Here is an 18,690-nt window from a genome sequence, read left to right on the forward strand (position 1 = left end):
CTGGCCCGGGGCGTCGCGCGTGCTGGGTCGTCCGCGGTCAGGCCGCGGTGCGACCCTCCGGCAGGACGCTCGGCGCCGGCTTCGCGGGCTTGCCCGACTTGCCGTTGCTGCGCTTGCCGTTGATCTTCTCCGTCGACTGGGCGAGCGTGATCGCGGAGTGCGCGATCGCGTCGCTCATGATGTCGAGCGCGCGCCGGTTGACGTTGGTGATGTCGTCGGCGGGCGTGTGGTAGTTCGGGTCGTAGATGACGCCGGCCGTGCCGCCGAACTTCTCGACCTCGGCCGGGGTCTTCGTGCCGTCGGCACCGGTGAAGAGGCCCGAGGCGGGGATGCCCGCGTCGATGAAGGCCTTGTAGTCGCTGCGGCCCGAGAACTCGGTGTCCACCCACGGCTGCTTGACGCTGTCGAAGTAGTCGGTGAGGACGTCCTCGGTCTCGATCGAGCCCGGAGGCACGACGCCCGGCGCGGGGTAGGTCGACTGGTCCGCGTCGTACACGCCGATGATGTAGTTCGGCGAGCCGATCATGTCGAAGTTGAGGTACGTCGCGATGTTCTTCAGCTCCGCGGGGTCGTTCTCCTGCAGGTCGGCGACGTACTCCGTCGAGCCGAGCAGCCCGAGCTCCTCCGCGCCCCAGAAGGCGACGCGCACCTTGTTGTTGAGCTTGTTGACCTTGCCGAGCTGGATGGCGGTCTCGAGGACGCCGGCCGTGCCGGAGCCGTTGTCGTTGATGCCCGGGCCGTCCTCGACGCTGTCGAGGTGCGCGCCCATCATGACGACGTTGTCGTCGCGACCGGTCGGGGTCTCGGCGATGACGTTGAAGGTCTGACGCTCCTCGATCGTCTTGTCGAGGACGAAGCGCATGGTCACCGGACCGCGCGCCATCTTCGCCAGGATCGCCTGGCCCTCGGCCTGGGTGACACCGGTCGCCGGGGCCGTCGTCGGGTCGATCCCGCCGAGCGTGCCGTTGAGCGCGCCCGTCGTGTTGTTGTAGATGATGATCGCGCTCGCGTTGACGCTCTTGGCGACCTGCGCCTTCTGCGCGAAGGAGCACCCGGCGCCGCGGCTCACGATCGCGATCTTGCCCGTGAGGTCGGCCCCGGCGTAGTCGCCGACGACGCACCCGGTGGCCACCGAGGGAGCCGCGAGCTGACCGGTGACGCCGCCGACCGGGGTGGGCTGGCTGTACGACATCGGGATGTTCTCGACGGTGCGGGCGTCGGGCGAGATCTCCGTCAGGCTCGTGCTGCGGGCCTGCTCGTAGACGAAGGGGAAGTACTGGCGCTCGGTGGTCCAGCCGGCCGCGCGGAGCTTCTGCTCCACGTACCGACCGCTCGCCTCGTAGCCCGACGTGCCGGCGCCGCGGTTGCCGCCGTTGGCGTCTGCGATGTCCTGGAAGGCCTGGAGATGACGCATCACGCCGTCGACGGTGACGGCCTGGCGCATCTTCGCGGAGTTGTTCGGGTTCGCCGCGCCCTGGGCCGGTGAGGCCGCGAAGCTCGAGACGGCGAGTGCCGCAGTCGCGGCGGCCGCGGTGACGGCTGCCTGTCGTGCTGATCTCACGATGATCTACCTCTCGGTGGGTCGACCGGACCACGCTGACCGGTCGTGGCTCGGAAGGTAGTGGCGCACGAGGAGGACCACCACGCCGGTCGGCGATCGTGACCTCCTCGTGACCTGACGGCGGGGACAGGGGAACTATCCGCAGGTCGAGCGGCGTTGACCGGGTATGCACAAGCACTACAACGGGCTGAAGACCGCCGCTCTCTTCGGCGTGATCTGGGCGCTGCTGCTGCTCATGGGCGGGCTCATCGGGAACGGCCGTTTCATCTGGCTCTTCGCGATGATCGGTGTCGTCACGACCTTCGTCGGGTACTGGAACTCCGACAAGATCGCCATCCGCTCGATGCGCGCCCGGCAGGTCTCGCCGCAGGAGGCCCCGGAGATGCACCGCATCGTCGCCGAGCTCTCGCAGCGGGCGAACCAGCCGATGCCGCGCCTGTACATCTCGCCGACGGCCGCGCCGAACGCCTTCGCCACCGGCCGCAACCCCAAGAACGCCGCCGTGTGCTGCACCGAGGGGATCCTGCACCTCCTCGACGAGCGCGAGCTGCGCGGCGTCCTCGGCCACGAGCTCATGCACGTGTACAACCGCGACATCCTCACCGGCTCGGTCGCCGCGGCGCTCGCCGGTGTCATCTCCTCGGTCGCCCAGTTCGCCCTCTTCTTCGGCGCGGGCGGCAGCGACGAGGACCGGCCCAACCCGATCGCGATGATCGCGATGGCGCTGCTCGCCCCCTTCGCCGCGATGCTCATCCAGATGGCGATCACCCGCACCCGCGAGTACGACGCCGACGAGGACGGCGCGCGTCTCACCGGAGACCCGCTCGCGCTCGCCTCGGCGCTGCGCAAGCTCGAGTCGGGCGTCGCGCAGGCCCCGCTCCAGCCGACCCCGCAGCTGCAGAGCAGCAGCCACCTCATGATCGCCAACCCCTTCCGCGCCGGTGACGTCTCGCGCTTCTTCGCCACCCACCCCCCGATGAAGGACCGCATCGCGCGCCTCGAGGCCATGGCCTACGGGCACGACATCCGCTGATGGCCTACGACAGCGCGTACTTCGACGAGCAGGCCGCGCAGTGGGACCAGCCCGACAAGGTGGCCCGCGCGCAGCGGGTCGCCGAGGCCGTCGTCACGGCGGTGCCGCTGCGCGGGGACGAACGGCTGCTCGACTACGGCGCCGGCACCGGGCTGCTCGGCCGCGCCCTGGCCGACCGGGTCGCCTCGATCACCCTCGCCGACGCCTCCGAGGGCATGACGCGGCTCACCCAGGAGCGGGTCGCGACGGGCGAGATCACCGGTGACGTCCGCGCCGTGCGGCTCGACCTGCTCACCGACCCCGTGCCGCACGAGCGCTACGACGTCGTCGTCAGCCTCCAGGCCCTGCACCACGTGAGCGACGTGCCGGCCGTGCTCCGCGCGCTGCGCGAGCTCACCGTGCCCGGCGGGTGGCTCGCCGTGTCCGACCTCGACCGCGAGGACGGCAGCTTCCACGGCGAGGGCTTCGCCGGTCACACCGGCTTCGAGCGCGCCGAGCTCGAGGCGACGGTCCGCGAGGCCGGCTTCGTCGAGGTCTCGACGAGCACCGCGACGACGATGACGAAGGGGGAACCGGGCCACGAGCGCAAGTACCCGCTCTTCCTCCTCGTGGCGCGCGCGCCCGCCTGACCCGTGCCCGCCTGACACGATGGGCCCGTGCCCTCGCTGACCCTCGCCGAAGCCCGAGCCCGCGCCGACCTGCTGCAGGTCACGGACATGGAGGTCGACCTCGACCTCGACCAGGGGGCCGAGCACTTCGGGTCGGTCACCCGGCTGCACCTGCGGGCGAGCGGCGACGGGCAGACCTTCGTCGACGTCGACCCGGTGAGCCTGCACGCGATCCGCCTCGACGGCGTCGAGCTCGACGTCGCGCTCCAGGCCGAGCGCCGCTACCCGCTGACCCTCACCGCCGGCGACCACGTCGTCGAGGTCGAGGCGACGATGGCCTTCAGCCACGACGGCGAGGGCCTGCACCGCGCGACCGACCCGGCGGACGGGCAGGACTACGTCTACGGACACCTCTTCCTCGACGCGGCGCCGACGGTCTTCGCGTGCGTCGACCAGCCCGACCTCAAGGCTCCGTACACGATGACGGTGCGCGCCCCGCAGGGCTGGAGCGTCATCGGCAACGGCCGGGCGACGCTCGTCGAGGGGGTGTGGCACCTGCGTCGCACCCAGCCGCTCGCGACGTACTTCGTCTCCGTGTGCGCCGGGCCCTACGCCAGCGTCACGGCCGAGCACGACGGCATCCGGCTCGGCCTGCACGGCCGCGCCTCGCTGCGCGCCGAGCTCGAGCGGCACGCCCCGCAGATGCTCGAGGTGACCCGCGCGAGCTTCGACTACTTCCACTCGATCTTCGGCATCCGCTACCCCTTCGACGACTACGACCAGGTCTTCGCGCCGGAGTTCAACGCCGGGGCGATGGAGAACCCGGGGTGCGTCGTCTTCCGCGACTCCTACCTCTTCCGGGGCGCCGCGAGCCGCAGCGAGGTCCTCACCCGCTCGAACACCATCAGCCACGAGATGGCGCACATGTGGTTCGGCGACCTCGTGACGATGCGGTGGTGGGACGACCTGTGGCTCAACGAGTCCTTCGCCGAGTACATGGCGCACCGCTGCCTCGTCGCCGCGACCGACTTCGAGGACGCCTGGGTCGACTCGACCGCCACCCGCAAGGCGTGGGGCTACGCCGCCGAGCGCTCCCCGTCGACCCACCCGGTCGCCGGCTCGCCCGCCCCTGACGCCCGCTCCGCGCTCGCCAACTTCGACGGCATCTCCTACGCGAAGGGGGCCGCCGTCATCCGTCAGCTCATCGCCTACATCGGCGACGACGCCTTCCTCGCGGGGATCCGCGACTACCTCGGTGCCCACGCCTTCGGCAACGGCGAGCTCGCCGACTTCCTCGCCGCGATGGAGCGCGCGTCCGGCCGCTCGCTCGCCGACTGGGCGCAGGCCTGGCTGAGCACCGCCGGGGTCGACGCGCTCGCCGTCGACCGGGCCACCGCGCAGCTCGTGCGCACGCCGCCCGCCGAGCAGCCGGCGCAGCGCCCGCACGCCCTCGACGTCGCGACGTGGAGCGGTGGGTCGCTCACCTCGCGCGTCGAGCTCACGGCGACCGACGACGCGACCCCGCTGCCCGGTCTCGACACGACGGCGCCGCTCGTCGTGCCCAACGCCGCCGACCTCACCTGGGCGACCGGCCTGCTCGACGAGCGCAGCCTGGCGGCGCTGACGAGCGAGCTGCCGGCCGTCACCGACGCGCAGACCCGCGCGGTCGTCTGGGTCGGGCTGCGCGACCAGCTCGCGCTCGGCCTCGTCGACCCGCGCCTGCTCGTCGACCTCGCCGAGGTCGCCCTGCCGCACGAGAGCGACGACTCGGTCCTCGCCTCGGTGGGCATGCACCTCACCGGCACGGTCGTGCGCTCCTACCTGCAGCCGGCCGAGGAGGCCCCGGCCCGCGCCCGCATGGCCGCTCTCGGCGAGCGCATCCTCGCCGACGCCGAGCCGGGCAGCAGCCGCGCCCTGCACGCGGCCCGGCTCGTCGCCCGCACCACCGACGACGTCGAGGGCCGGCTGCGCCCGTGGGCCGACGGCGAGGGCCTGCCGCAGGGGCTCGAGGACGACGCCGACCTGCGCTGGGTGGTCCTCGGCCAGCTCGCCCGCCGCGGCCTGCTCGACGCCGACGGCGTCGCGGCGGCACAGGAGCAGGACCGCACGATGGCGGGCAACCTCGGTGCACTCACGGCGCGTGCGGCGATCCCGACCCCGGAGGCGAAGGCGCAGGCCTGGGCGTCCCTGACGACCGACCGCTCGCTGAGCAACTACGAGCTCGTCGCGGTCGCGTCCGGCTTCTGGGGGCCGGCGGACCGCTCCCTCGTCGAGCCCTACGTCGCGCGGTACTTCGAGGACGTGCCGGCGATGGCCGGCCACCTCGGCGACAGCGCGCTCGCCCGGGTCGCCTCGATCGCCTACCCCTCGCGCTTCGGCACGCCCGAGACCCTCGCCCTCTCGCAGGCCTGCCTCGCGCGCGACGACCTCGACCCGACGGTGCGGCGCGCGGTCGTCGACCAGCAGTCGCAGCTCGAGGAGGTTGTGCGCTCCCGGGCGCGCTACGGCGCCTGAGCCGGCTCAGGGCACGACGACGGGGCGTCCGCTCGTCGTGCCGCCGGCGATCGCGGCGAGCGCCTGCGGCACCTCGGCGAAGGGGTGAGCCGTCCCGACGAGCGGGTCGAGGTGCCCCGCGTCGGCGATCTCGACGAGGGCGGCGTGGCACGCGCGCACGACGTCGGGCAGCTCCTCGCGGTAGCGACCGATGTTGAGCCCGAGGACCGAGTACCCCTTGACGAGGGCGTGGTCGAGCCGTGCCCGCTGACGCGTGCCGGAGGCGAAGCCCACGACGAGGATCCTGCCCTCGAGCGCCACGCAGTGCGTGCTCGCCTCGAAGGCCGGCCCGCCGACCGGGTCGTAGACGACGTCGGCGCCGTGCCCGCCGGTCGCCTCGAGCACGGCGGCCGCGACGTCCTCGCTGCGCCGGTCGACGACGACGTCGCACCCGACCCGCCGGGCGAGATCGGCCTTCTGCGGCCCGCCGACGACCCCGATGACGTGCGCGCCGGCCGCCCGCCCGAGCTGGACCGCGGCCGACCCGACGCCCCCGGTCGCGGCGTGCACGAGCAGGTGCTCGCCGGGTCGGATCGCCGCGCGCCGGTGCAGCGCGAGCCACCCGGTGTGATGGCTGATGACGAAGGCTGCCGCCTGGGCGTCGGTGAGCGAGGCCGGGGCCGGGTACGCGGTCGCCGCGTCCATGAGCGCCTCGTCGGCGAAGCCCCCGTGCGGCAGCGCGGTCATGCCGAGGACGCGGTCGCCGACGGCGGGGGTGCTCACCCCTTCGCCCACCGCCGTGACGACGCCGCTCACCTCCAGGCCCGGCACGAAGGGCAGCTCGGGGCGCACCTGGTACTCGCCCGAGCACAGGAGGGTGTCGGCGAAGTTCACCGCCGCGGCACGCACCGCGACCCGCACCTGACCCGGACCGGGGTCGGGCACGGCCACCTCGCCGAGGCGCAGCGCCTCCGCCGGGCTGCCGTGCCGGACGACCTGCCACGCGCGCATCCTCATGGGCCGCGACGCTAGCCGCGGCGACCCCGCCGACGCCCCCGGGCGCGGTCGATCTCACACATCCGGGCCGACGGACGTCCTGGGGGCATGATCACCTCCATGACCACGACGGGGCAGGTGCGCCACGAGCTCGTCCGGACCGGTCTCGGCGAGCTGACCGTCGTCGTCGGCACGGTCGCCGACGGCGACGCGGGGGAGCGCGACGTGCTGCTCGGCATCTACTTCCCGGGGCACTGGACCCTGCCCGACGTCGCGACCTTCGGGCCGCGCCGCACGGGCGAGCCGCTCGTCGCCGAGACGGCCCGCCAGCTGCAGGAGTACCTCGCCGGGGAGCGGCGCGACTTCGACCTGCCGGTCGAGCTGCGCGGCGGCGACTTCTCCCAGCGGGTCTGGGCGGTGCTGCGCGAGATCGGCTACGGCGAGCGGACGACCTACGGGCGGATCGCCGCCCGGCTGGGCACCTCGGCGCAACCGGTCGGCCGGGCCGTCGGGGCCAACCCGGTCTCCGTCGTCGTCCCGTGCCATCGCGTCGTCGGCAGCGACGGCAGCCTCACCGGGTACGCGGGCGGCATCGAGCGCAAGCGGGCGCTCCTCGAGCTCGAGGAGCCGGGCCCCGCCTCGCGTGGGGCACTCTTCTGACCATGGCGACCACCCCCTTCGAGGCCGTCGTGCGCGAGCACGGCCCCCACGTCCTGCACGTCTGCGCCGCGATCGTCGGCGGCAGCGAGGCCGAGGACGCGTGGAGCGAGACCTTCCTCGCGGCCCTGCGGGCCTGGCCCGACCTGCCCGACGACCTCGACCCCCGGGCCTGGCTCACCGTCGTCGCTCGCCGCAAGTGCCTCGACCAGCTGCGCGCCCGGGCCCGCCGGGCGGCGCCCTCCGAGCGGCTGCCCGAGATCGCGCTGCCGCCCGTGGAGCCGCGGGACGAAGGGGTGTGGCGTCACGTCGCCGAGCTGCCGACCAAGCAGCGCCAGGTCATCACCTACCGCTACCTCGGCGGTCTCGCCTTCGCGCAGATCGCCTCTCTCACCGGCGGCACAGAGGCCGCGGCCCGACGGGCCGCCTCCGACGGGCTGCGCTCGCTGCGAGCCAAGGAGATCCGATGAGCACCACCCCGCACGTCGACGCCGAGACGATGGACCGGCTCCACTCGCGCCTCGTCACCCGGGCCGGCCGCACCGGTGACCTCGACGTCGCCTACCGCGTCGTCGACAGCCGGCTCGGCCCGCTCGTCCTCGCGGCGACCCCGCGCGGCCTCGTGCGGGTCGGCTTCGGCGCGACGGAGGGGGAGGAGGCCGTGCTCGCCGACGTCTCCGCCCGGGTCAGCCCCCGGGTGCTGCGCAGCCCCGGCCGGCTCGACATCGCCGCCCAGCAGGTCGAGGAGTACCTCGACGGCCGGCGCGAGGTCTTCGAGCTCGCGCTCGACCTCTCGCTCGCGACCGGCTTCCGCGGCGAGGTCGTCACGGCCCTGCCGCGGATCGGGTACGGCCGCACCGCCTCGTACGGCAAGGTGGCCGCCCTCGTCGGCCGGCCGCGAGCGGTGCGCGCGGTCGGCACGGCGTGCGCGACGAACCCCCTGCCGCTCGTCCTGCCCTGCCACCGGGTGGTGCGCTCCGACGGCGGCATCGGTCGCTACCGCGGCGGCGAGCAGGCCAAGCGCGACCTGCTCGCCCTCGAGGCCTGAGCCTCACCGCCCGAAGACCGGGGGACGCTTCTCGACGAAGGCGCGGGCCGCCTCGACGTGGTCGGCGGTCAGCCCCGTCTCCTTGTGCCGGCGCACCTCGGTGCGCATGGCCTCGGTGAGGGTCTGGGTCGGCACCTCGCGCAGGTTGCTGCGGATGTGGGCGAGGGCGAGCGCCGGCCCGTCGGCGAGCCGCCGGGCGAGCTGCGCCGTCGCGGCCTCGAGCTCGTCCTCGGGCACGATCTGGGTGAGCAGCCCGAGGTCGGAGCAGGCCTGGGCGTCCAGGCGCGGGTTGAGCAGCATGAGCTCGCGGGCGTGCGCGGGGCCGACGAGCCGGTCGAGCAGCCACGCGACCCCGAAGTCGCCCGAGAGCGCGACGGTGGCGAAGGCGGTCGCCATGACGGTGCGCGGGGTGCCGATGCGCAGGTCGGCGGCCAGCGCCAGACCCAGTCCCGCGCCGGCGGCCGCGCCCGGCAGCGAGGCGACGACGGGCTTCGCGTAGGCGTGGATGCGCCCGACGGTGGCCTCCTGGTGGCGGATCTGCGCCGCGACGGCCTCCTCGTCGACCTCGCTCGCGCCGCCCCCTTCGCCGCCGTCCTCGTCGAACTGCTGGACGTCGCCGCCCGCGCAGAAGGCGCGCCCGGCGCCGGTGAGGACGACGACACGCACGGCGGGGTCGGACTCGGCGTGGTCGAGCAGCTCGCCGAGGCGCTCGATCATCGCCGTCGACATCGCGTTGCGCCGGTCGGGCCGGTTGAGGGTGATCGTCGCGACCCCGTCGGCGAGGTCGAGCAGGACGTGGTCGGTGTCGGTCTGGGTCACGAGATCTCCTGGGTCGGGGAGGGGTCGGCGCGCGGCGGGTCCGCGGGCCGGTCGGGTCGGGTGGTGGGCAGGGTGGCGAAGGCGAGGGCGGCGCTCAGCGGCAGGACGGTGACGACGAGCAGGGCCCAGGTGAGCCCGATCGCGTCGCCGAGCCCGCCGACGGCGGCCGCGCCGAGGCTGCCGCCCATGAGGAAGACGAGGGTGAGCAGCCCGAGAGCGCCACCGCGAGAGGCGAGCGGGACGGCGTCGGCGACAAGTGTCGTCATCGCGGGCTGGCCCAGGCCGAAGGACACGATGAGCACGACGGTCGCGGCGACGAGCGGTGCGGGGGAGACGAGGCCGACGCCGAGCGTGGCGAGGAGCAGCGCGAGGGCGGTGCCGAGGGTCGCGACGAGCTGGCCCCGCGCCGGGCCGAGACGCACGAGCGCCGGCCCGGTGATCCGCGGGGCGACGAGGCCGGCAGCCGCGCACGGCACGAGGAGCAGTCCGACGGAGACGCCGGACCACCCCTCGCCGACGAGCGTCGTCGGGACCGCGACGAGCATGCCGAACCACGCCGACGACAGGCTGATCGCGGTGATGAGGCTGCGCCGCGAGGCGGGGTCGGCGATCATCACGGCCGGGACGATGCCGTCCGGGCGCCGCCGCGAGCGCAGGACGACGACCGGCAGGGCGACGACGAGGCAGACCAGGCCGACGAGGGCGACGACGACGCCGAGGGTCGCGGCCTGGAGCGCGAGCACGGCCCCGACGGCGGCGACGGCGACGAGCGCGGCCCCTGCGGCGTCGAGGGTGGCGCCGGGCTGGCGGCGGGTCGGCAGGTCGCGCCAGACGACGGGGAGCAGGAGCAGGGTGGCGACGGGGATCGCGACGACCGGCCGCCAGCCGAGCGGCTCGACGAGCATCGCGCCGACGACCGGCCCGAGCGCGTTGACCGTCGCCCCGACGGCCGCGTAGGTCGCCATCGCGCGGGCCCGCGAGTCCCCCTCGAAGACCGCCTGCACCGCGGCGAGCGTCAGCGCCGGGACCGCGGCGGCGCCCAGGCCCTGCAGCGCCCGGGCCGCGACGAGGGCGGGCAGCGAGTCGGTGAGGGCCCCGGCGCACGCGGCGGTGACCATGATCGCGATGCCGACGACGAGCGGCCCGCGGATGCCGAGGATGTCGCCGAGCCGGCCGTACACGGCGCTGCCCACGGCGAGGGCGAGGGAGTAGCAGCTGACGACGAGGGTCGCCCGGCCCGGGGTGAGGTCGAGGTCCGCGGCGAGGACCGGCAGGACGACGGCGACGGCCGCGCTGCCCAGGCCGGTGACGCCGAAGAGCACGGCGAGGGCCGTCGCCAGGCCGTCGCGGCGCGTCGGCACCGACGTCGAGGGCTCGACGCTCACCGCACCTCCCGCAGTTGAATCTGAATCAGAGTTCAAGTATACCTTGAGTCACCTCACCGCGAAGGAGACACGATGACGAGCGCCGCGACCACCCCAGGCGCCCTCGACGAGAGCGTGACCCGCACCGCCCTGCTCGTCGACTTCGGCGGCGTGCTCACCAGCCCCGTCCTCGACGCCTTCGCCGCGCTCAGCCAGGAGTGCGGGCTGGCGAAGGGGGAGGCCCTGCGCCTGCTCACGCAGGACGAGCAGGCGCGCAGCGCGCTCGTCGAGCACGAGGAGGGCCGGCTCGACGACGCCGGCTTCGAGGAGGCGCTCGGCGCCGCGGTCGTGCGCGCCGGCGGGCACCTGCCCGACCGCAGTCTGCTCGCCACCCTCGACGCCCACATGGAGCTCGACACCGCGATGATCGACCTCGTCCGCGAGGTCCGGGCCGCCGGCATCCCCGTCGCGCTCGTGTCGAACTCGCTGGGCAGCGGCTGCTACGACCGCGTCGACCTCGACGAGCTCTTCGACGTCGCCGTGATCTCCAGCCGGGTCGGCGTGCGCAAGCCCTCGCGGCGGATCTACGCCATCGCCTGCGAGCGGCTCGGCGTCGCGCCGCAGGAGTGCGTGCTCGTCGACGACCTCGAGCACAACCTCGCCGGCGCGGCCCGCCTCGGCGTCCTCGGCGTCCACCACCGCGACGCCGCGCTCTCCGCCCCGCAGGTGCGGCGCAGCCTCGGGCTGCCCGACCCGGCGACCCCCTGACCACGCGACACCCCTTCGACGCCCCCTTCGACCCACCACACCCAAGGACGGTCACGATGTTCGAACTCAGCGAGCGCGGCCAGGAGTACCGCGACAAGCTGCTCGCCTTCATGGACGAGCACGTCTACCCGGCCGAGCCGGTCTACCGCGAGCAGATGGCCGCGTCCGGCGACGCCAACCACCACCCGCAGGTCCTCGAGGACCTCAAGGCCGAGGCGCGCAGCCGGGGGCTGTGGAACCTCTTCCACCCCCACCCCGAGTGGGGCCCGGGCCTGACCAACCTCGAGTACGCGCACCTCGCCGAGATCACCGGTCGCAGCCTCGAGATCGCGCCCGAGGCGATCAACTGCAACGCGCCCGACACGGGCAACATGGAGGTGCTCACCCTCTTCGGCACCGACGAGCACAAGGAGCGCTGGCTGCGCCCGCTCCTCGACGGCAAGATCGCCTCGGCCTTCGCGATGACAGAGCCGGCCGTCGCGAGCTCGGACGCGACGAACATCGAGACCTCGATGGTCCGCGACGGCGACGAGTACGTCATCAACGGCCGCAAGTGGTGGACCTCGAACGCCCTGCACAAGAACTGCAAGGTGCTCATCGTCATGGGCAAGACCGACCCGGACGCGCCGACCCACCGTCAGCAGTCGATGATGGTCGTCCCGCTCGACACCCCGGGCGTGCGCGTCGTGCGCGGGCTGCCCGTCTTCGGCTACATGGACCGCGAGGGTCACGCCGAGGTCGTCTTCGAGGACGTCCGCGTGCCCCGCGAGGCGCTGCTCGCCGGCGAGGGCGACGGCTTCATGATCAGCCAGGCCCGTCTCGGTCCCGGCCGGATCCACCACTGCATGCGCGCCATCGGCGTCGCCGAGCGCGCGCTCGACATGATGATCGACCGCGCCCAGTCGCGCGTCACCTTCGGCCAGCCGGTCGCCGACCGCGGCAACGTCCAGGACTGGGTCGCCGAGTCGCGCATCGACATCGAGATGGTCCGCCTGCTGACGCTCAAGACGGCCTACCTCATGGACACGGTCGGCAACCAGCAGGCCCGCACCGAGATCGCCGCGATCAAGGTCGCCGCCCCCAACGTCGCGCTCAAGGTCCTCGACCGGGCGATCCAGGTGCACGGCGGCGGTGGCGTGAGCGACGACTTCCCGCTGGCCATGTGGTACGCCCACATGCGTACGCTGCGTCTGGCCGACGGGCCGGACGAGGTGCACAAGATGACCATCGCGCGGCGCGAGTACCGCCGGCGCAGCCCCGAGCGGGGTCGGAAGCGCTGAGGCGCAGGACGAGAGGGACGCGATGAGCGAGCACGCCGAGGTCGAGGGTCTCGACGCCGAGGCCGTCGGACGGTGGCTGCAGGAGCGGGCGGGGGTGACCCCGCCGCTGGAGGTGGCGCGGGTCGGTCTCGGCCAGTCCAACCTCACCTTCCTCGTCACCGACGCGACGGGGGAGCGGGTCGTCCTGCGGCGCCCGCCCCTCGGCGAGCTGCTCGCCTCGGCCCACGACGTGGCCCGTGAGCACCGGATCCTCTCGGCGCTGCAGGGCACCGACGTGCCCGTGCCCGTCGTGCACGGGCTGTGCGAGGACCCGACCGTCGCCGACGTGCCGGTGCTCGCCGTGTCCTTCGTCGACGGGGCGGTCCTCGACGACCGCTCCGACGCCGAGCTGCTCTCGCCGCAGGCGCGTCACCGGGTCGGTCTCAGCCTCGTCGAGACGCTCGTGAGCATCCACGAGGTCGACCTCGAGGCCGTCGGCCTGGCCGACCTGGCCAGCCACAAGCCGTACGGGGCGCGTCAGCTGCGCCGCTGGTCGCAGCAGTGGGAGCTCTCGCGCACCCGCGAGCTGCCCGAGCTCGAGTCGCTCACGCAGCGGCTGGTCGAGCGCGACCCCGGCCCGGGCGAGGTGGCGCTCGTCCACGGCGACAGCCACCTGCGCAACGTCATCATCGACCCGCAGGACGCCGCCGTCCGCGCGATCCTCGACTGGGAGCTGTGCACGCTCGGCGACCCGCTCGCCGACCTCGGCACGCTGCTCGCGTACTGGCCGATGCCGGGCGACCCGCCGACGATGCGTTTCGACGCCTCAACGGTGCCGGGCTTCGCCACCCGTGACGAGCTCGTCGAGCACTACGCGGCGCGCAGCGGGCGCGACGTGAGCGCGGTGACCTTCTGGCACGGGCTCGGGCTGTGGAAGCTCGCGATCATCCTCGAGGGCGTGCGCCGCCGTCAGCAGGACGACCCGCGCAACCTCACCGCGGCCGGGGCGATCCCCGCCCAGACCGTCGACGAGCTCGTCAGCTACGCCCACCTCGTGCTCGACGAGGAGCACTAGGGTGGTCGCCATGCCCGCCGACAGCGACACCGGCACCGAGGTGCCCGACCTCGTCGACCCGCAGCGCCTGGGCACCCAGCCGCAGACCGCGCGTGGGCAGCGCACCCGCGACAACCTCGTGCGGGCGGCGCGCACGGTCTTCGAGCGCGACGGCTACGTCGACTCGCGCCTCGTCGACATCGTCGCCGAGGCGAAGTGCTCGATCGGCAGCTTCTACACGTGGTTCGACAGCAAGGACGAGGTCTTCGCGGCGGTCCTGCACGAGGCGCAGAGCGACATGCTCCACCCGGGCACCGGACGGATCGAGACGAGCGACGACCCCGTCGCGATCATCGGGGCGAGCAACCGCGCCTACTTCGAGGCCTACCGCCGCAACGCCCGGCTCAACCAGCTGCTGCAGCAGGTCTCGGCCGTCGACCCCCGCTTCCGCGAGATGCGCCGGGCCCGGTCTGCGGCCTTCGTCACCCGCAACGCCCGCGCCATCTCCGACCTCCAGGCCCGCGGCCTCGCCGACCGCCAGGTCGACCCGGAGATGGCGGCCAAGGCCCTCTCGGGCATGATCGCCCGCCTCGCCTACGACGTCTTCGTCATCGACGACGAGGAGCGGGTCGACGACCTCGTCGAGACCGCCACCCGCCTGTGGACCAACGCCCTCGGCCTCACCTCCCCGGAGCTGCGCGCCGACTGAGACCTCACCTGTCCCAAGTTTCTCGGGTCACCCGATAAACCCCGGGTCCGCATGAGTAAGAAACTCGTGCGGAGCCGGGGTTTCTCTTGCTGAGCGGTCACGCAGACGCGCGAAGGGGGGTCTGCCGAGCCGGCGGACCCCCCTTCGTCGTCGTCCGCAGACCTCGAGCCCCAGGCCAGGCCTCACCTTTCTCAAGTTTCTCGGGTCACCCGATAAACCCCGGGTCAGCATGAGAAAGAAACCCGTGCGGAGCCGGGGTTTCTCTTGCTGAGCGGCCACCGGGACGCGCGAAGGGGGGTCCGCCGGGCCGGCGGACCCCCCTTCGTCTCGTCGTCAGCGGTTGATCGTCACGCCGCCGTCGACGGTGAGGGTCTCGCCGACGACGTAGTCGCCGGCGTCGGAGGCGAGGTAGACGGCGGCTGCCGCCATGTCCTCGGGGCGGCCGATGCGGCCCGAGGGGATCTGGCCGGCGACCTCGTCGCCGTGGTCGCGCGCCTCCTTGTTCATCGAGGACGCGAAGGCGCCGGGCGCGATGGCGCTGACGACGATGCCCTCCGGGGCGAGGCGCACGGCCATCCGGCGGGTGAGGTGGATCAGGCCGGCCTTGCTGGCGTGGTACGAGTACGTCTCGAGCGGGTTGAGCGACTGGCCGTCGATCGAGGCGATGTTGACGACCTTCGCGAGATGGCCGCGGGCGTGCCCGGCGAGGAGCAGGTCCTTGGCCGCCTGGGTGAGGAAGAAGGGCGTGCGGACGTTGAGGTCCATGACCTTGTCCCAGCCGCTCTCGGGGAACTCGTCGAAGGGCTCGGCCCAGGCCGCCCCGGCGTTGTTGACGAGGACGTCGAGGTGGTCCTCGTGCTCGCGCAGCTGTGCGAGCAGACCGGCGATGCCCTCGGTCGTCGAGACGTCGGCGGGCAGCGCGACGCACCGGCCCTCGCCGTGCTCGGCGCTCAGCTCCTGCGCGGCGGCCTGCGCCGCCTCGGCCTTGCGGGCGGTGATGTAGACGGTCGCACCCTGCGAGAGCAGGCCCTGGGTGATCATCAGGCCGATGCCGCGCGAGCCGCCGGTGACGAGGGCGACGCGACCGTCGAGGGAGAAGAGCGAGGAGAGGTCCATGGGCGTCCTTGGGGCTGGGCAGGTGCGCGTGCGCGCCGGTCACGGGGACCGTAACTCAACCTGAATCGGGGTTCAAGGATCAGTTGAACTCGGGTTCAGATTCTGCGAGGGTGAGCGCGGGCCGCCGTCCGGCGCCCGTCCGACGCATCGCAGGAGCCGACATGACCTGGTCCTCGCAGGAGGTCCGCCTCGCCCAGCGCCCCGCCGGGCGGCCCGACGACAGCACGTGGGAGATCGCGACCACCGAAGTCCCCGACCCCGGCCCCGGCGAGCTCGTCGTGCGTCTCGAGCTCATCTCGCTCGACCCCGCGATGCGCGGGTGGCTCAACGACGTGCGCTCCTACATCCCGCCCGTCGGCATCGGCGAGGTCATGCGGGCCTTCGCCGGGGGCACGGTCGTCGCCAGCCAGCACGAGGACTTCGCCGTCGGCGACACGGTGACGGGCACCTTCGGCGTGCGCGAGCACGCGCTCTCGGACGGCCGCGGCGTGACGAAGGTCGACCTCGACGTCGCGCCGCTCGCCACCTGGCTCGGCGCGCTCGGCATGCCGGGCATGACCGCCTACTTCGGGCTCGAGGACGTCGGCCGGGCCCAGCCCGGCGAGACCGTCCTCGTCTCGGCCGCCGCGGGGGCGGTCGGCAGCGTCGTCGCCCAGCTCGCCCTGGCGAAGGGGTGTCGCGTCATCGGTGTCGCCGGCGGACCGGACAAGGTCGCCTGGCTGCGCGAGCTCGGCCTGCACGAGGTCATCGACCGTCGCGACGGCGACCTGCTGCGCCAGGTGCGCCGCGCCGCCCCGGACGGGGTCGACGTCTACTTCGACAACGTCGGCGGCGAGCTGCTCGACGCCGCCCTGGCCAACCTCGCCCGCGGCGCACGGATCGCAATCTGCGGCGCGATCTCGACGTACAACGAGGAGCGCCTGCCCGAGGGCCCGCGGCGCTACATATCACTGCTCGTCTTCCGCGCGACGATGCAGGGCTTCCTCGTCATGGACTACCTCGAGCGCTACCCCGAGGGCGTCGCCGCGATCTCCGAGCTCATCCGCGAGGGTCGGCTCGTCGCGACGGAGACCACCCTCGACGGGGGAGTGGCCGGCTTCCCGCAGGCCCTCCTCGGCCTCTTCGACGGGGTCAACACCGGCAAGCTGCTGCTCGCCGTCTGACACCCGCCCGACCGACCGACGACAGGACACCCCCATGCGCGCAATCCACATCTCCACCCTCGAGGGCCCCGACGCGATCGAGGTCGTCGAGCTGCCCGAGCCGCACGACGAGTCGATGGTGCGCATCCGCGTCCACGCGGCCGGCGTCGCCTTCCCCGAGCTGCTCCAGACCCGAGGTCTCTACCAGGTCAAGCCCGACCTCCCCTTCGTCCCCGGGGCAGAGGTCTCCGGCACGGTGATCTCCGCCCCCGAGGGCAGCGGGCTGCGCGAGGGCGACCGGGTCGCCGCGCTCACCCTGCTCGGTGGCTTCGCGCAGGAGGTGCTCGCGCGTCCCGACCTCACCTTCGTCCTGCCCGACGAGGTCGAGCTCGACGCCGGGGCGGCCTTCCTCTTCAACTACTGCACGGCCTACTTCGCGCTCGTCGAGCGCGGACGCCTGGCGAAGGGGGAGGGCGTCCTCGTCCACGGCGCCGCCGGGGGCATCGGCACCGCGGCGATCCAGGTCGCCAAGGCCTTCGGGGCCGGCCGCGTCGTCGCCGTCGTCTCCACCGCCGAGAAGGGCGAGGTCGCGACCCGCGCCGGCGCCGACGAGGTCGTCCTCGCCGACGCCTTCCGCGAGGCGGTCGGCCGCACCGTCGACGTCGTCGTCGACCCGGTGGGCGGCGACCGCTTCACCGACTCGCTGCGGGTGCTGCGCGAGCAGGGTCGGCTGCTCGTCATCGGCTTCACCGCCGGCGAGATCCCCACCGTCAAGGTCAACCGCCTGCTGCTCAACAACGTCGACACCGTCGGCGTCGGGTGGGGCGCCTACGCCCTGGCCCGTCCCGGCCACGTCGCGACGGAGTGGGAGGCGATGCTCCCGCACCTGCGCAGCGGCACCCTCGCCCCCCTCGTCGGCTCGACCCACCCGCTCGACGACGCCTCCGCCGCGCTGCGCTCGCTCGAGACGCGCCAGGTCGTCGGCAAGGTCCTCCTGCGGCCATGAGCGTCGTCGCCCGGCCCGCCGTCGAGGACGTCCTCGCCCTGCCGGCCGCCCTCGTCGAGGTCGCGCCCCCGGAGTGGCAGGACGGCAACGGCCACGTCAACGTGCGCCGCTTCTACGACCTGCACATGCGCGGCGCCCACGCGGCGCTCACCGCCATCGGGCTCGACGACGACTACCGGACCTCCACGGGCCAGAGCGTTTTCAGCGTCGAGCAGCACATCCGCTACCTCGACGAGGTCCACGTCGGCGACGAGGTGAGCGTGCACCTGCGCTGGGTCGCCCGCGGCGACAAGGTGCTCCACGCGATGTCCTTCGTCGTCGACCGCACGACCGGACGGGTGGTCAACGTCCTCGAGATGCTCGAGGCCCACGTCGACCTGACGACCCGCCGGGCGTGCTCGTGGGCCCCCACCCTCGCCGCCAGGATCGACGACGCGGTGAGGGCCCACGAGGAGCTGCCCTGGCCGGCCCCGACGAGCGGGGCCGTCGGGGTCAGGCGCTGAAGCGACCGATCGACTCGGCGACGAGGATCGGCTTGTCGATGCCCTCGGCCTCGACGGTCAGCGTCGTCACGACGTTGACCTGACCGGGCTTGGTCTCCTCCACCTTCGTCAGCTCGGCGTGCAGCCGGATCCGCGAGCCGACGGGCAGCGGGTGGATGAAGCGCACCCGGTCGTAGCCGTAGTTGAGGCTGTGCGCAAAGCCGTCGAAGGCCATGAGCTCCTCGAGGAAGGCCGGGGTGCGCGCCAGGCTGTAGAGCCCGTGCGCGATCGTCGAGCCGAAGGGGCTGTCGGCCGCGCGCTCGGGGTCCACGTGGATCCACTGGTGGTCGCCGGTGAGCTCGGCGAAGGCGTCGATCTTCGCCTGGTCGACCGTGTGCCACTGCGTCGGGCCGAGGGTGACGCCGAGGAGGTCCTTGAGGTCCTGCACGGACGTCGGGCGGCGCTGGGCGATGTCGGTCATGGGTGCTCCTTGAGGGGGTCGAGATGCCGATGGGTGATGACGCCAACGTAATTGAACATGAAGACGGGTTCAAGTATGGTGCGAGAGCAGCAGT

Annotated in this window: 19 protein-coding genes; 13 read left to right on the top strand and 6 right to left on the bottom strand. The window is 73.3% G+C overall.

What is annotated here, in order from left to right:
* Nucleotides 1–37: 37 nt before the first annotated feature.
* Nucleotides 38–1,561, bottom strand: a complete 1,524-nt coding sequence (locus tag L6241_RS10895) for a M28 family metallopeptidase (protein WP_368246213.1) — start codon at nucleotides 1,559–1,561, stop codon at nucleotides 38–40.
* Between the two features lie 166 nt (nucleotides 1,562–1,727).
* On the opposite strand from L6241_RS10895, the gene htpX reads away from it, so the two are divergent.
* Genes htpX through pepN form a run of 3 tightly spaced genes read left to right on the top strand, consistent with a single transcriptional unit; the run spans nucleotide 1,728 to nucleotide 5,716 of the window.
* A complete protein-coding gene (gene htpX / locus L6241_RS10900; RefSeq protein WP_251718380.1) occupies nucleotides 1,728–2,594 on the top strand; it encodes a zinc metalloprotease HtpX in 867 nt (288 codons plus the stop codon).
* Complete coding sequence (locus L6241_RS10905; RefSeq protein ID WP_251718381.1) at nucleotides 2,594–3,223, top strand: class I SAM-dependent methyltransferase; 630 nt, start codon at nucleotides 2,594–2,596, stop codon at nucleotides 3,221–3,223. Before htpX ends, L6241_RS10905 begins: the two co-directional genes overlap by 1 nt.
* A 27-nt stretch (nucleotides 3,224–3,250) precedes the next feature.
* A complete protein-coding gene (gene pepN / locus L6241_RS10910) occupies nucleotides 3,251–5,716 on the top strand; it encodes an aminopeptidase N (protein WP_368246216.1) in 2,466 nt (821 codons plus the stop codon).
* Between the two features lie 6 nt (nucleotides 5,717–5,722).
* On the opposite strand, the gene L6241_RS10915 is transcribed toward pepN, so the two are convergent.
* Nucleotides 5,723–6,712: an NADPH:quinone oxidoreductase family protein gene (locus tag L6241_RS10915; protein ID WP_368246217.1), complete on the bottom strand. Its 990-nt coding sequence runs from the start codon at nucleotides 6,710–6,712 to the stop codon at nucleotides 5,723–5,725.
* A gap of 99 nt (nucleotides 6,713–6,811) precedes the next feature.
* Here L6241_RS10915 and L6241_RS10920 point away from each other — a divergent pair, with 99 nt between their 5' ends.
* The 3 genes from L6241_RS10920 to L6241_RS10930 are packed head-to-tail and all read left to right on the top strand — an operon-like array spanning nucleotide 6,812 to nucleotide 8,396.
* Complete coding sequence (locus L6241_RS10920) at nucleotides 6,812–7,351, top strand: methylated-DNA--[protein]-cysteine S-methyltransferase (protein WP_251718384.1); 540 nt, start codon at nucleotides 6,812–6,814, stop codon at nucleotides 7,349–7,351.
* A gap of 2 nt (nucleotides 7,352–7,353) precedes the next feature.
* Nucleotides 7,354–7,818 carry an RNA polymerase sigma factor gene (locus tag L6241_RS10925; RefSeq protein ID WP_123092274.1) on the top strand — a complete coding sequence of 155 codons (465 nt, stop codon included), beginning with the start codon at nucleotides 7,354–7,356 and terminating at the stop codon, nucleotides 7,816–7,818.
* Nucleotides 7,815–8,396 carry a methylated-DNA--[protein]-cysteine S-methyltransferase gene (locus L6241_RS10930; RefSeq protein WP_368246219.1) on the top strand — a complete coding sequence of 194 codons (582 nt, stop codon included), beginning with the start codon at nucleotides 7,815–7,817 and terminating at the stop codon, nucleotides 8,394–8,396. The genes L6241_RS10925 and L6241_RS10930 overlap by 4 nt, the downstream gene beginning before the upstream one ends.
* A gap of 3 nt (nucleotides 8,397–8,399) precedes the next feature.
* Here the strand turns inward: L6241_RS10930 and L6241_RS10935 are convergent, their stop codons facing one another.
* Nucleotides 8,400–9,215 (bottom strand): enoyl-CoA hydratase-related protein, encoded by an 816-nt coding sequence (locus L6241_RS10935; protein WP_368246220.1) that lies wholly within the window; start codon nucleotides 9,213–9,215, stop codon nucleotides 8,400–8,402.
* Nucleotides 9,212–10,600 carry an MFS transporter gene (locus L6241_RS10940; protein ID WP_318240766.1) on the bottom strand — a complete coding sequence of 463 codons (1,389 nt, stop codon included), beginning with the start codon at nucleotides 10,598–10,600 and terminating at the stop codon, nucleotides 9,212–9,214. Before L6241_RS10940 ends, L6241_RS10935 begins: the two co-directional genes overlap by 4 nt.
* A 72-nt stretch (nucleotides 10,601–10,672) precedes the next feature.
* Here L6241_RS10940 and L6241_RS10945 point away from each other — a divergent pair, with 72 nt between their 5' ends.
* The 4 genes from L6241_RS10945 to L6241_RS10960 are packed head-to-tail and all read left to right on the top strand — an operon-like array spanning nucleotide 10,673 to nucleotide 14,369.
* Complete coding sequence (locus L6241_RS10945; RefSeq protein WP_368246221.1) at nucleotides 10,673–11,347, top strand: HAD family hydrolase; 675 nt, start codon at nucleotides 10,673–10,675, stop codon at nucleotides 11,345–11,347.
* 56 nt (nucleotides 11,348–11,403) lie between these two features.
* Complete coding sequence (locus L6241_RS10950) at nucleotides 11,404–12,627, top strand: acyl-CoA dehydrogenase family protein (RefSeq protein ID WP_368246223.1); 1,224 nt, start codon at nucleotides 11,404–11,406, stop codon at nucleotides 12,625–12,627.
* A 22-nt stretch (nucleotides 12,628–12,649) separates the two neighbouring features.
* A complete protein-coding gene (locus L6241_RS10955) occupies nucleotides 12,650–13,681 on the top strand; it encodes a phosphotransferase family protein (RefSeq protein ID WP_368246224.1) in 1,032 nt (343 codons plus the stop codon).
* A 10-nt stretch (nucleotides 13,682–13,691) separates the two neighbouring features.
* Nucleotides 13,692–14,369 carry a TetR/AcrR family transcriptional regulator gene (locus L6241_RS10960; RefSeq protein ID WP_191562917.1) on the top strand — a complete coding sequence of 226 codons (678 nt, stop codon included), beginning with the start codon at nucleotides 13,692–13,694 and terminating at the stop codon, nucleotides 14,367–14,369.
* 333 nt (nucleotides 14,370–14,702) lie between these two features.
* Here the strand turns inward: L6241_RS10960 and L6241_RS10965 are convergent, their stop codons facing one another.
* Nucleotides 14,703–15,485, bottom strand: coding sequence for an SDR family oxidoreductase (locus L6241_RS10965; protein WP_123092270.1), 783 nt, complete (start codon nucleotides 15,483–15,485; stop codon nucleotides 14,703–14,705).
* A 161-nt stretch (nucleotides 15,486–15,646) separates the two neighbouring features.
* Between L6241_RS10965 and L6241_RS10970 the strand changes: the two genes are divergently transcribed.
* Genes L6241_RS10970 through L6241_RS10980 form a run of 3 tightly spaced genes read left to right on the top strand, consistent with a single transcriptional unit; the run spans nucleotide 15,647 to nucleotide 18,136 of the window.
* Nucleotides 15,647–16,648, top strand: coding sequence for an NADP-dependent oxidoreductase (locus L6241_RS10970; protein WP_368246225.1), 1,002 nt, complete (start codon nucleotides 15,647–15,649; stop codon nucleotides 16,646–16,648).
* Between the two features lie 34 nt (nucleotides 16,649–16,682).
* The gene (locus tag L6241_RS10975; RefSeq protein ID WP_368246226.1) at nucleotides 16,683–17,633 is read left to right on the top strand and encodes an NADPH:quinone oxidoreductase family protein; all 951 of its coding nucleotides are present in this window, start codon (nucleotides 16,683–16,685) and stop codon (nucleotides 17,631–17,633) included.
* Entirely contained in the window at nucleotides 17,630–18,136 is a 507-nt protein-coding gene (locus tag L6241_RS10980) for a thioesterase family protein (RefSeq protein WP_123092267.1), read from the top strand. Before L6241_RS10975 ends, L6241_RS10980 begins: the two co-directional genes overlap by 4 nt.
* Here L6241_RS10980 and L6241_RS10985 read toward each other — a convergent pair.
* A complete protein-coding gene (locus L6241_RS10985) occupies nucleotides 18,126–18,596 on the bottom strand; it encodes a MaoC family dehydratase (protein ID WP_368246228.1) in 471 nt (156 codons plus the stop codon). The genes L6241_RS10980 and L6241_RS10985 overlap by 11 nt on opposite strands.
* Nucleotides 18,597–18,690: the final 94 nt, after the last annotated feature.

It is taken from the genome of Janibacter sp. Y6, assembly GCF_040900765.1.
Lineage (GTDB): Bacteria > Actinomycetota > Actinomycetes > Actinomycetales > Dermatophilaceae > Marihabitans > Marihabitans melonis.